Origin of the sequence: Paraburkholderia kururiensis, from assembly GCF_034424375.1 — a bacterium.
Classification (GTDB): Bacteria; Pseudomonadota; Gammaproteobacteria; order Burkholderiales; family Burkholderiaceae; genus Paraburkholderia; species Paraburkholderia kururiensis_A.
This window is the reverse complement of sequence record NZ_CP139965.1, coordinates 6,002,609-6,014,891: the sequence shown is the minus strand read 5'-3', so window position 1 is coordinate 6,014,891 and position 12,283 is coordinate 6,002,609. Positions and strand designations below refer to the sequence as shown.

The 12,283-nt window shown below is 65.8% G+C and carries 13 protein-coding genes; 7 read left to right on the top strand and 6 right to left on the bottom strand.

Annotation, left to right across the window (positions count from 1 at the left end):
- Positions 1-22: 22 nt before the first annotated feature.
- A complete protein-coding gene (locus U0042_RS26950) occupies positions 23-1,084 on the top strand; it encodes a HoxN/HupN/NixA family nickel/cobalt transporter (protein ID WP_114811597.1) in 1,062 nt (353 codons plus the stop codon).
- 69 nt (positions 1,085-1,153) lie between these two features.
- Here U0042_RS26950 and U0042_RS26945 read toward each other — a convergent pair whose 3' ends face one another.
- The gene (locus U0042_RS26945; RefSeq protein ID WP_114811596.1) at positions 1,154-1,483 is read right to left on the bottom strand and encodes an HPF/RaiA family ribosome-associated protein; all 330 of its coding nucleotides are present in this window, start codon (positions 1,481-1,483) and stop codon (positions 1,154-1,156) included.
- Positions 1,484-1,760: 277 nt separating this feature from the next.
- Between U0042_RS26945 and U0042_RS26940 the strand changes: the two genes are divergently transcribed.
- Entirely contained in the window at positions 1,761-2,156 is a 396-nt protein-coding gene (locus tag U0042_RS26940; RefSeq protein ID WP_198665334.1) for a TraR/DksA family transcriptional regulator, read from the top strand.
- Positions 2,157-2,360: 204 nt separating this feature from the next.
- Here U0042_RS26940 and U0042_RS26935 read toward each other — a convergent pair whose 3' ends face one another.
- On the bottom strand, positions 2,361-2,759 hold the full coding sequence (locus tag U0042_RS26935; RefSeq protein WP_157977840.1) for a hypothetical protein: 399 nt from the start codon (positions 2,757-2,759) through the stop codon (positions 2,361-2,363).
- Positions 2,760-3,008: 249 nt separating this feature from the next.
- A complete protein-coding gene (locus tag U0042_RS26930) occupies positions 3,009-4,514 on the bottom strand; it encodes a cryptochrome/photolyase family protein (RefSeq protein WP_114811594.1) in 1,506 nt (501 codons plus the stop codon).
- Positions 4,515-4,815: 301 nt separating this feature from the next.
- On the opposite strand from U0042_RS26930, the gene U0042_RS26925 reads away from it, so the two are divergent.
- Positions 4,816-5,010: a YqaE/Pmp3 family membrane protein gene (locus U0042_RS26925; protein WP_114811593.1), complete on the top strand. Its 195-nt coding sequence runs from the start codon at positions 4,816-4,818 to the stop codon at positions 5,008-5,010.
- 14 nt (positions 5,011-5,024) lie between these two features.
- On the opposite strand, the gene U0042_RS26920 is transcribed toward U0042_RS26925, so the two are convergent.
- The 3 genes from U0042_RS26920 to U0042_RS26910 all read right to left on the bottom strand — a co-directional run bounded on the left by U0042_RS26920 (position 5,025) and on the right by U0042_RS26910 (position 7,553).
- The gene (locus U0042_RS26920; RefSeq protein WP_114811592.1) at positions 5,025-6,368 is read right to left on the bottom strand and encodes a type II toxin-antitoxin system HipA family toxin; all 1,344 of its coding nucleotides are present in this window, start codon (positions 6,366-6,368) and stop codon (positions 5,025-5,027) included.
- A gap of 2 nt (positions 6,369-6,370) precedes the next feature.
- The gene (locus U0042_RS26915; RefSeq protein ID WP_114811591.1) at positions 6,371-6,619 is read right to left on the bottom strand and encodes a helix-turn-helix domain-containing protein; all 249 of its coding nucleotides are present in this window, start codon (positions 6,617-6,619) and stop codon (positions 6,371-6,373) included.
- A gap of 148 nt (positions 6,620-6,767) precedes the next feature.
- Positions 6,768-7,553, bottom strand: coding sequence for an IclR family transcriptional regulator (locus tag U0042_RS26910; protein ID WP_114811590.1), 786 nt, complete (start codon positions 7,551-7,553; stop codon positions 6,768-6,770).
- 233 nt (positions 7,554-7,786) lie between these two features.
- Here U0042_RS26910 and U0042_RS26905 point away from each other — a divergent pair, with 233 nt between their 5' ends.
- The 4 genes from U0042_RS26905 to U0042_RS26890 all read left to right on the top strand — a co-directional run bounded on the left by U0042_RS26905 (position 7,787) and on the right by U0042_RS26890 (position 12,278).
- On the top strand, positions 7,787-8,851 hold the full coding sequence (locus U0042_RS26905; protein ID WP_114811589.1) for an ABC transporter ATP-binding protein: 1,065 nt from the start codon (positions 7,787-7,789) through the stop codon (positions 8,849-8,851).
- A 179-nt stretch (positions 8,852-9,030) separates the two neighbouring features.
- The gene (locus U0042_RS26900) at positions 9,031-10,380 is read left to right on the top strand and encodes an ABC transporter substrate-binding protein (protein WP_114811588.1); all 1,350 of its coding nucleotides are present in this window, start codon (positions 9,031-9,033) and stop codon (positions 10,378-10,380) included.
- 56 nt (positions 10,381-10,436) lie between these two features.
- The gene (locus U0042_RS26895; RefSeq protein WP_419150543.1) at positions 10,437-11,381 is read left to right on the top strand and encodes a carbohydrate ABC transporter permease; all 945 of its coding nucleotides are present in this window, start codon (positions 10,437-10,439) and stop codon (positions 11,379-11,381) included.
- A gap of 105 nt (positions 11,382-11,486) precedes the next feature.
- Positions 11,487-12,278: a carbohydrate ABC transporter permease gene (locus U0042_RS26890; protein WP_198665337.1), complete on the top strand. Its 792-nt coding sequence runs from the start codon at positions 11,487-11,489 to the stop codon at positions 12,276-12,278.
- Positions 12,279-12,283 lie beyond the last annotated feature (5 nt).

The following is a 12,283-nucleotide window of genomic DNA, read 5'->3' as shown; positions in this document are numbered from 1 at the left end:
ATGCCAACCGCAGGGAGTTGCCGTGCTCGAACGAGCGTTCCAGTTGTTCAACGATGGACAGGCCACGTCGCGCCGCCGCGTGGCTCTGATCTACGCCTTCCTGCTCGCCTTCAATGCAGCCGCGTGGGCCTGGGCCTTCGCGGCGTTTCACGACAAGCCGGTGCTGCTCGGCACCGCGCTGCTCGCCTACACCTTTGGTCTGCGCCACGCCGTGGACGCCGACCACATCGCCGCCATCGACAACGTGACGCGCAAGCTCGTTGGAGCGCGTCGCGATCCGCTGTGCGCGGGGCTCTTCTTTTCGCTGGGGCATTCCACCGTGGTGGTGCTGATGTCGGTGGCCGTGGCCTGCGCGACTACGCGCATCGCGGCGCAGTTTCCGCAGTTCAAGGCGGTGGGCGGCATGATCGGGACGGTGGTGTCGGCGTCGTTTCTGTTTCTGCTCGCGGCAGCCAACTTCGCGATTCTCACGTCGGTGTATCGCACGTTTCGTTCGGTGCGCCGCGGCGGCGTGCTCGTGGAGGAGGATCTGGATCTGCTGCTCTCGCAGCGCGGGTTGCTCGCGCGCATTTTCCGGCCGCTCTTCGGACTCGCGTCGCGCAGCTGGCATCTGTATCCCATCGGCTTTCTGTTCGGGCTCGGCTTCGATACCGCTACGGAAGTCGCGCTGTTCGGCATCTCCGCGACCCAGGCGACGGACGGCCTCTCGTTCTGGTCCGTCATGGTGATGCCCGTGCTCTTCACGGCGGGCATGTCGCTCGTGGATGCCACGGACGGCATTCTCATGACGGGCGCCTACCGCTGGGCATTCGTGCGGCCCATCCGCAAGCTCTACTACAACCTGACGGTGACGCTGGTTTCCGTGGTGGTGGCAGTGGTGATCGGCGGCGTGGAGGTGCTCGCGCTTGCGGCGAACAAGCTCGCGCTCAAGGGCCCGTTCTGGGACGCGCTCGCGCTGGCTTCCGAAAACTTCGGCCTGGTGGGCTACGTCGTGATCGGACTCTTCGTGCTGTGCTGGCTGGTGTCGGCGCTCGTGTATCGCGTGAAGCGCTACGACGAGATCGAGGTGAAGGTAGCGGGGTGAGCGCGAGCGGGGCGGTCATGCATGACTCCGCTCGCGCTGGATGTGAGGAGACGGCAGGAATGCGGCAGCCTACGACGACTGCCGGCTTTCGTCGCGCTGCTTGCGCACCGTGTCTTCGAGCATGCGCGTGATGTCTTTGAACGCGTCGCGCAACGCGACGTAGAGGTCTTCGTTGCGCTCGTTGTTCGAAACGAGTTCGCGCCCGGGAATCGTGACGTCGATGCGCACGTTGAACTGCTTGCCCTGGCTCTTGTGCTTCTCGTCCAGCACCAGGCTCACGCGGCAGCGAATGATGTCCGGATAGAGACCGTCGAGCTTTTCGGCATGCCGGGTCACGGCTTCTTCCACGGCTTCGGAGCGGTCCACGCCCTGAAACGAAATGTCCAAAGGTAGTTTCATTGTTTTGGTTACTCGGAGGTTGTCGTTGCTGATCGCCGCCTGTCATTCGAAGCGTGCTTGACCGATACGCTAACCGGCGCCGCGGCGGCCGGATTGACGTGTATCAATTCCTCGAAGAAGCGCGCCGATAGGTTTACGGAAAGGGTTGTCCGGCGGTGGGCGCAGCAGCGGTGGCGCTGCCGGCCCGCACGGAACGATCCGGATCAGACGGACGAGCGGGCCTGTCCGGCTGAGCCTCTCCGGCCGAGCCTGTCTGAATGACAACGAGGAGCAAATCATGACCGCATTGGACCCACGCCAGATCGAGACCCTGCGCGCGTTGCTTCAGGAGCGCGAGCGAACGGTGCGCGCGGATATCGGGTCACGCGAGGCGCACCGCGCAGACGAGCCCTACGCGGACATGGCCGGCGTCGCCCCCGACGAGGGCGACGAGTCGTCGGCGGATCTGTTCGCCGACATCGACCATGCCGTGATCGACCTGCACCTGGCGGAGCTGGGCGAGATCAAGGCGGCACTGGCGCGAATGGACGACGGCCGCTATGGCACGTGCGGCGACTGCGGCGAACCGGTGGACTACGAGCGGCTGCTCGCCTACCCGACGGCGAGCCGCTGTGCGCACTGCCAGGCCGTTCACGAAAAGACCTTCGCGACGCAGGCGACACGCGGCTTGTGAGATGCGTTTCTGACGCGCGCTTTTGAAGCGCGTCTTTGAAGCGTCGGGCAAGACGACGGGCGAGATACCGTTTGCGACGATGCCGCGGCCGTCGTCGTCCGACGTTCTGGGCCCCGGCCTTCGCGTTGTGCCGGTGTGAGCCCTGCGACGCAAGCGGGCCGCACAGGCGCCGTCGCAGCGCCCGCGCAGCCCGGCGCTTGTGCGCTATTGACCGCTCTGGTTGGGGCTATTCATTCCGTTGCCCTGGCCGCGATAGTTGTCGCTGTTCGAGCGACCCATGCGGCTGTTGTCCGACGGCGTGGCGCCGGTTCCCGTGCCCATGCCGCCGCCCGTACCGGTGACGCCCGGCGAGCCATAGCCGCTATCCGCGGAGCCGTTGCCTGAACGGCCCATTGCGCCCGTGCCCGGCGTCGCGACGCCCCCCGCACCGCCGCTCGTGCCGCCGCCGGCGCCCACTCCCGCGCTGCCGCCGGATCCACCGCCACCCGCGCCGCTACCCGCAGCACCACCCGCGCCGGCACCACCGCCCGCCTGGGCAAATGCGCCGCCCGCGAACGTGGCCACGGCTACCGATACGAGCATCTTCTTCACTGAAGTCTTCATGATCGAATTCCTCCCGAAAGTCGTAGACGAATTGCGCGTCCCACTTGGGGACATGCATGCAGAGAGTTCGCAAGGGCCGTGCCGCGACCACGTGCCCGGATGCTGCGCGTGGGCTCGCGAACCGGCGGAAGAAGAGTTGAAAAAGAGGCGCGAGGGACAGAGGACTGGAGACGTGCAGATGCGGTAAGCAAACGGGGTACGGACCGCTCTGCGGGTAACGGAACGCGCGCGCTGATGCCGTCACGCAGCCTACGCGGCACTCCTGTCCGGCTGGTCGCCTCGCACGCGCTGCAGCGCCTCGAGCGCTCGCATGCGCGCCTGCTGGTGATCCACCACCGGCAACGGATAGTTATCGCCGAGCCGCACCGACTCGGCCTGCAATTGCGCCGGCTGCGCGAGCCACGGCGCGTGGATCGACGCATCGGGCAACCGCGCCAGTTCCGGCACCCAGCGCCGCACGTAGTCGCCTTCGGGATCGAACTTCTGGCCTTGCAACACAGGATTGAAAATGCGGAAGTACGGCGCCGCGTCGGCGCCCGTGCCGGCCACCCATTGCCAGCTTGCGGGGTTGCTCGCTTCGTCGGCGTCCACGAGCGTGTCCCAGAACCAGGCTTCGCCCGCGCGCCAGTCCATCAGCAGATGCTTGACGAGAAACGACGCGGCCACCATACGCACGCGGTTGTGCATCCAACCCGTGTGCCACAGTTCGCGCATGCCGGCATCGACGAGCGGATAGCCCGTCCTGCCGCGCTGCCAGGCATGCAGCGCGTCGGCGTCGTTGCGCCACGGCATGGCGTCGAACTGGCGCCGGAAGTTCACGCGCTCGAGCGGCGCGAAATGGTAGAGCAGGTGGTACGAGAATTCGCGCCAGCCGAGTTCGTCGAGAAACTTGTCGAGGCTCGCCGCGGTATGGGAGGCAGGACTCGCCTCGGCACCCGCGTGCCCCGCCTCCAGCGCCGCGTACCACACCTGCCGTACCGAGAGATTGCCGAAGCGAAGATACGGCGACAGCCGGCTCGTGGCGTGCGCGGCGGGCGTGTCGCGGCCGGTGGCGTAAGCGGTCAGCGTGTCGGCGAGGAACTGCCGGAGCCGGTGTTGTCCCGCTGCTTCGCCGCATTGCCAGGTGTCGCGCAGGCCGCCGGCCCAGTCCGGTGCGGAGGGTTGCAGCTTCAGGTCGGCGAGAGCGCTCACGCGCGAGGCGACGTTTTCCGGCACGGGAAAGAACGCGATGCGGCGAGGCGCCGGGCGTGGCGGCTCGGGCGCGTAGTCGTGACGCGCCGCGCGCCAGTAGGCCGTAAATACCTGAAACGGTTGGCCGCCGCGGGTCGTGACGGTCCAGGGCTCGCGCAGCAGGTGTCCGTTGAAGGTAAGCACCTCGATGCCGCGCGCTTTCAGCGCCGACTTGATGGCGGCATCCGTCTCGCGCTGTGCCGCCGAATAGCGGCGGTTCCAGCACACCCTGGCCGCACCGATCTGCGCGGCGAACGCCTCGATGACCTGTTGTTCGGGGCCGCGCAGAATGGTCAGACCGCCGCCGCGCGCGGCGAGCGCCGCGTCGAGTTCGCGCAGCGATTCGTGCACCCACCAGCGCGCGGCGCCGCCCAGCGCACGCGCGTTGCGCGGCTCAGGGTCGTAGACATACACGCAGACGACGGGGTGGCCGCTCGCCACGGCGTGATCCAGAGCGGGATGGTCCGCGAGACGCTGGTCGTCGCGAAACCAGACGATGACGGGCGGTTGCGAAGGGTGGGGCATCGGTGAAGAACGATTTTGTGCGATTGCGTGACAGACGTCGGTGCGGCGACCTGCGCGAAACGGAATATTCGCATTCTGGTGTCATGGCGTCACGCAGATGCGTTTCATGACCGTTTCGCCGGGTCATCCGCTTGTTGGTGCACCGGTTGCCCGTCCCGTTTTGCCGTTCATTTGCCGGTCCAGTTTGCCGGTCCATTCACCGCTGCGATAATTCCCGCAGGCGGGCACCTGAACGCCTGCCTGCCACCACGACCAACGCCCGGGCATGAACGCCCCGGCACCAGACTCTGCGAGGAACCCCATGCGCCTTCTGCTTGCCCTGCTTTTGCCCTGGCTTCAGTTCTTCACGATCGGCCGTCCCATCGCCGGCATCATCTGTCTCGTGTTGCAGATCACGATCATCGGCTGGCTGCCCGCCGCGATCTGGTCGGTGTACGCGTTGGGGCAGTACAAGACGGACCGGAAAATCGAGCGCGCGCTCGGCAATCGCGGCTGAGCGCGGGGCCGTGATCAGTCGTACCCGCCTGCGAGTGCGTCGGCATTGCGTTGCAGTCCCGCGAAAATGGTCTCTGCCACACGCGATGGAAAGCCGGGCGGCAACGCCGCGCCCACTTCGGCGATGACCGCGGGCGTTCTTTCGACGATGGGCGCGATGAGCGACGCCGCGTTCTCGCCGTAGAAGCAGCGCCGCGCCATCTCGTCCAGATGAGCGCGGCGGATTTCCTGCATGCGGTAGCGGGCGTGCTTGCCGGGAACGGCCATGGCGAGGCGCGCCTTGTACCACGACCACTGGCTGCCGCCGTCGCCTTCCACGGGCCAGATCGACATCACGTCGTAGAGCGGCGTGAGCGCGAAGGCGCCGCGCGCCAGCAGATGGATGCTGAAGTTCTTCGCGTGACCATCGGGCGCGGCCAGCATCCAGAACAGAATCTGGGCGCTCAGCAGCGTTTCGATGTCCCGCTGCCCGTTCGCGGACTGCCGAAGCCGGTCCGCAATCTGCACGAGCCCCGGCCCGCCGTCGCGCTGGTACTTCAGGTGAGGGGGCAGGCCGAGCGCCTGGCAGAAATCTTCCTGCGGAAGACGTAGCAGCGTCTTCCCGTCCGGCGTGAAGCGGCGGTCGAAGCGCGCCACGGCGAGCACCTTCTGGCCGCCGAACTGAAGCATCTCCGTGGACGCGACCGGCAACCCGTAGGCGGCAAGGAGGCGCATGCAGAGCCACTCGTTTTCGACCGAGGCCTGCATGTCGACCTTGCGCCCGCCGATCAGCCCGAGCGGCAGCTTGAAGATGTGGGTGGTGGGCGTGGCGCCGTGCGGGAGCATCCAGTGGCCCTCGTGGCGCAGGAAAGCGGTCTTCTCCTGAGCGCCGGCAAGCGAAATGCGGAAGTCGTCGGGGTCCTGATCCGCCGCCGTGCGGCCGGGGTTGAGCGATACCGTGTCCAGCAGGTGGCGCTCGATGGCGGCTTCGTCCAGCACGCGTCCGCTGATGGCATCCCAGCCGTCGGAGGTCGCGTCCGCCGGCAGAATCTGCAAGGCGCCCACGCAGTCGCGGCCGATGGCTTCGAGCAGGTCGAACGCGTCGAGCGAGGGCGTCTTGAAGCGCGCGCCGATGCGCTGGCGAATGGCCTCGTTGTCCGGCAGCAGATTCTCGAAGAAGTTGCGCACGCGGTCGCCGCGCAGCGGCGTGGTGTCCACGCCGAACGGCAGCGAGAGCGAGAGCGGGCGGCCAAGCGGCGAGGTCATCCAGGCTGCGTCGTACTGGAATTCCATGGCACCGCTGGCCGGGTTGCGCCACTCGCCGATGCGCGCGCCGTTGGCCCAGACCGAAAGGGCGCGGGTATGGGAAGGACGGCCCATGACTACCACGCGGTCGCGGTGGCCTCGCCACGCTCGCCGCGGCTCGCGACTTCGAGCTGGAGGTCGTAGAGCGCGGTCATGGCAAGCAACTGGGCGACGGTCGCGGCGGCCGCGCCCTTCTCGAGCTCGGACACGCGGTTCTGGCTGAGCCCGAGCCGGATGCCGGCCTGCGCCTGCGACAGTCCCTTCGCGCGCCGCGCGCTGCGCAGGATCTGTCCGATCTGCTCGGGTGTGGTGATGAGTTGCCGCATGGGAGGAATATCGGTGATGTCGATAAACGCAGTATATCGGAGATGGCGATAAATTCAATATATCGCTTTTGCCGATATTCATGGCGACATCGGCATAACCGATAACGGGCGGCCGATAACCGGCCGCCGGGCCGCGACATGGCCCGACTCACGCCGATGGCGCGTGCCAGTACACGTCGAGGCCCATCAGCGTGGTCAGCATGTTGGCCGCTTCCTTCATCTTCTCGCCGACCTCGGCAATCGACGGCACGGGCGCATTGTCGATGCGCTCGATATAAGGCGTGGTCAACGACGCGATGGCGTGTCCGTCGCGGCCGAACACCGGGTAGGCGAGATTGCGCACGCCTTTCACCTGGCGGCTCGGCATGCGGGCGAAACCGCGCTGGCGGATCACGTCGAGTTCGTGCGCCAGAGCGGCAGCATCGACTTCGAGTTCGCCATCCACGGGCACGTGCAGCGCGAGCATGCGTTGGCGCTCGGCCAGGTCCTGGAACGCCATCAGCACCTGCCCGGAAGCCGTGTCCGTCATGCCGATGAGCGTGCCCACCTTCAGCGAGAACCCCCAGCGCTCGGGACTTTCGACCCCCGCCACGATGATCACGCGCCCCGCCTGATAGACGCACAGATGAAACGACTGCCGCACCTCGTTCGCGAGCTGCGTGAGCAGCGGCAACGCTGTGGACACGAGCGAACGCACCGGTTGATGCCGGTGCGCGAGCCGGAAGAGCAGCAGCGAGAGCGCATAGCGTTCGCCATTCGCGACCAGGTAGCCGCGCGTCTGCAGCGTCACGACCATCCGGAAGATCTCGTTCGTCGTGCGGCCCAGCGCGCGGCCGAGCTCGACCAGTGACAAGCCCTCGGGATGGTCGGCCAGCAGTTCGATGATGTCGAGGCCCTTTTCGAGAGCCGGTGCCGAGTAGCGCGTCGTGTCCAACGTAGTGTCCTTCGCAGAGCCAGGGGAAAGGTTCGGAGGTCGTCCGCAGTGGATTGTAGTGCCGCACCGCGGGCCGCCGGCGCGCATATGCCGCTGCGCAGGCGCGCCGCGAGGGGCGGGAAAACACCGATCATCATTTTATGTATAAAAATGAATTTTATAAATAAAATATACGCACAGGGTGTCGGGCGCTGCGCAGGGGCGCAGACGCGGTTCCGCTGGAGGAGAGGTGCATGGCCGAAGTGGTATTCGAGCAGGTGCAGAAGTCGTTCGGCGCGGTGTCGGTGCTCAAGCGCATCGACCTGACCGTGCGCAATGGCGAGTTCCTCGTGCTGGTGGGGCCGAGCGGCTGCGGCAAGTCCACCTTGCTGCGGGCGCTGGCGGGCCTGGATGGCGTGACGCACGGGCGCATCCTGATCGACGGGCGGGTGGTCAACAGCCTGCCGCCCAAGGAACGCGACATCGCGATGGTGTTCCAGAACTACGCGCTCTATCCGCATATGAGCGTGCTGGACAACCTCACGTTCGCGCTGAAGCTGCGCGACCTGAAACCGCAAGAGATCGATGCGCGCGCCCGCGAGGCCGTGGCCATTCTCGGGCTGGAGAGCCTCGTGGACCGCTATCCGCGCCATCTGTCGGGCGGGCAGCGGCAGCGCGTGGCGATGGGCCGCGCGATCGTGCGCGACCCGAAAGTCTTTCTCTTCGACGAACCGTTGTCGAATCTCGACGCGAAGCTGCGCGTGCAGATGCGGGCCGAAATCCGCGCGCTGCACCAGCGTCTGAAGGCGACCACCGTGTACGTGACGCACGACCAGATCGAGGCGATGACCATGGCCGACCGCATCGTCGTGCTGAACGGCGGGGCGATCGAACAGATCGGCGCGCCGCTCGACCTGTACGACGACCCCGACAACCTGTTCGTCGCGGGCTTCATCGGTTCGCCGGCCATGAACCGCTTCGGCGGCGTCTATGAGCGGACGGGCGAGGGCGCGCAGGTGCGCATCGGTGCAAGTGCGCTGGCAGCGCCCGTTGTGGCAGCGGCCCCGGGCCAGCGCGTGACGGTCGGCGTGCGGCCCGAGCATCTGGTGCCGGACGCTGACGGCAGTCTGCCGTTCTGCGTCGACGTGGTGGAACCCACGGGCGCGGCAACCGAACTGTTCGGCACCGTGGCCGGCGAGCGGTGCTGCGTGTTGGTGAACGGCCGCGCCGCGTTGAAGCCGGGCCACGTCACGGCCCTGCACGCGGCACCGGAGCACGTGTATCTGTTCGACGAGGAAAGCGGCCGCCGTCTTCGTTGAGGGTTAATGCCCTGCGCGCCGACGCGATGTGCGAGGACAAGGGGCAAGGGCAGGGCGGCAGGAACACCCGCCACGACGAAGCAGCACGATGCATCGCATGACAACCGCAACAGCGAAGCCGTCGCGGCATGGCGGCCAACACAGACGGCCAACACAGAGCCAACACAAGGAGACGCAACATGTCGGACTACAACAGGAGGAAGTCTGCACGCGGTGCGATCGTGCGGGCGGTGGTGTCGGTACTGGCGTTGGCGGGCATTGTCGCTGCCGGCGCGGCGCATGCCGACAACGAATACAAGGGCTACACGCTGCGCGTGAAGCTGATAGGCGGCGTGCAGTACGAGGCGCTCTATACGCGTATCCCGCTGTGGGAAAAGCAGACGGGCGCGAAGGTGGAGATCGTGTCGCGCAAGAGCCATTTCGAACTCGACCGCGAACTCAAGCAGGACATCGCGTCGAATCACATCGACTATTGCGTGTCGTCGAACCACACGAACTTCGCGGCGCAGTATCCGATTTTCCGCGACCTGAAGGACCTCTTTCCCGCGGACTATCTCGCGCAATTCGCGCCCAGTCTGCTCAAGCAGTCGGAAGTGAAGGGGCATCTCGTGCAGATTCCGCGCTCGACCGACATCGAGGCGCTCTACTACGACAAGACCGTCTTCGACGACCCCGCCATTCAAGCCGCCTACCGCAAGCAGTTTAACGAAGCGCTGACGCCGCCGAAGAATTTCACCGAATTCACGCAGCAGGCGAAGTTCTTCACGAAGGCCCCCGGCTTTTACGGCACGCAGTTCCCCGGCAAGGACGAGGCGCTGACCGGCACCTTCTATTCGTTGCTCGTCGCGAACGGCGGCCAGTTGCTCGACGCAAAAATGCGCCCCGTGTTCAACTCGCCCGCGGGCGTGAAGACGCTCGACTGGTTCGTCGACCTCTACAAGGCCGGCGCCGTGCCGAAGGGCGCGCCCAACTACGTGTGGGACGACCTGGGCAACAACTTCGCCGCGGGCAAGGTGGCACTCGACATGGACTGGCCGGGCTTCGCGTCGTTCTACAACGACCCGAAGACGTCGAAGCTTGCGGGCAACGTGGGCGTGGTGCGCGCGCCGCTCGGCGCGGCGGGCAAGCGTCCGGGCTGGTCGGGTTCGCATAGTTTCTCGATCACGAAGGCGTGCACCCGGCCCGAGGTGGCGGCGAGCTTCATCCAGTTCCTCACGAGCCATGATTCGCAGATGGTGGAGGCGCGCCTCGGCACCATTCCGTCGCGGCTCGACGCGCAGCGCGATGCGGTGAAGGAGTTTCAGGCGAAGCACGACGACTACATGGCGAACGCCATCGCCGTATTCAGCGCCGCCGCGAAGGACGATTCGTTCACGCCGCCGCGCATCGCGCAGTGGAACGAGATCTCCAATGCGCTGTGGCCGGAACTGCAGAAGGCGATCATCGGCGACAAGAGTTCGAAAGCGGCACTCGACGACGCCGCGAAAAAAGTCTCGGACATCATGCAGGACGCGGCCGATAACGAGTAAGCGTGTAAGCAATTGATCGACTGATGACGAACCTCGAACGACGGGACGGCGACGACATGCACTCTGGCAATCCGCAACTCACGCGACGCGACCTCTATGTGCCGCAGGTGGTGCGCGAGCGTTTGTCGCTGCCCGCGAAGCTGCTGCTGCCGGCGTTCGTTTCGGTCGCCGTCGTCGTCGTGCTGCCGCTGCTGTTCTCGCTGTACACGAGCTTCACGTCGTACCGGCTCACGGACCCGGCCACGCTCACGCACTTCATCGGCTGGCGCAATTACGCGCGCGCACTCGGCAACGGCGAGTTCTGGTCGGCATTCGGCCGCACGGTGCTGTTTCTCACGGTGGCGTTGAACCTGGAAATGCTGCTGGGGCTCGGCATCGCGTTGCTGCTGAATCGCGTGACGGCAGGGCAGCGCGCGCTGCGCACCGTGATGATGTTCCCCATGATGTTTTCGCCCGTACTCGTGGGGTTCCAGTTCAAGTTCATGCTCAACGACAGCACAGGCGTGATCAATCATCTGCTCCAGTCGCTCTTCGGCATGCGGACCTCGGTGCCGTTTCTCGTCAACGAAAATCTGGCGCTTGCCTCGCTGATCGCGGCCGAAGTGTGGAACTCGACGCCCGTGTTCGCCGTGATCCTGCTGGCCGGGCTCATGGCATTGCCTAAAGACCCCATCGAAGCTTCGAAGGTGGATGGCTGCACGCCGTGGCAGACCTTCCGCTACGTGACGCTGCCGTACCTCATGCCGTTCATCTACATCGCGATGACGATCCGCTCGCTCGACGTGGGCCGCGCCTACGACATCGTGCGGATCATGACGAACGGCGGTCCCGGCGGGCGCACCGAACTGCTATGGACCATGGTGGGCCGCATCGCCTACGACGATTCGCACATGGGCTACGCGAACGCCATCGGATACGTGTCCGTGCTCGTGTCGATTCTCTTCACGCTGTACTTCTTTCGCAAACTCAATGCCGCCCGCCGGCACATGGGACCGGGATAGATGAACGAGCCACAAGCTGCCCAACCCCTGCTTCCCGCATCCACGCCGTTTCAGTGGAGCGCGGCCGTCAAACGCTGTGCGTTGTGGCTGGGCGTATTCGTCGTAATGTCGGTGATCTGCCTGCCCGGCCTCTGGGTCGTGCTCAACGCGTTTCGCCCGAACGTCGCGATCCTCTCGAACGAGTCGCCGTTCGCCGCGGGCAGCTACACGCTCGATAATTTCCGCGCGATGTTCGGCTTCGGCGCCATGGCGTCATTGCCCATCGCGAAGTACTTCGTGAATTCGCTGATCATTTCGAGCGCGAGCACGGTGGCGGCGCTCGTGATCGGCGTGCTGGGCGGCTATGCGTTCGCGCGTTTCGAGTTCCGCCGCAAGAACGTGCTGTTCGTGGCGCTGATGTTGACGCGCGCCATTCCCGGCATCGCGCTTTCGCTGCCCATCTTCATGCTGTGGGCCTGGACGGGCCTGCTCGACACGCGCCTTGGCGTGATCGTGGTCTACCTTGCCATGAACGTGCCGTTCACGGTTTGGCTCATCGACGGATTCTTTCGCGAAGTGCCGATCGAACTCTCGCAGGCCGCACTCATCGACGGCTGCACGCGCTGGCAGGCGTTCTGGCGCGTCGAGCTGCCGCTCGCGCGCTCGGGCATCGCATCCGCGGGAATCTTTTCGTTTCTCACCAGCTGGAACGAATTCGCGCTCGCCACCCAGCTGTGCCGCAGCCCCGAGACCAAAACGCTGCCGGTGGGGCTGATGGACTACACCGCGCAGTTTTCGGTGGACTGGGCGGGCATGTGCGCGATGGCTGTGGTCATCATCGTGCCCGCCATCGTGCTGACGTTCATCGTGCAGAAGCACCTCATTGCAGGCCTCACGCTGGGCGGCGTGAAAGGCTGAAGCGC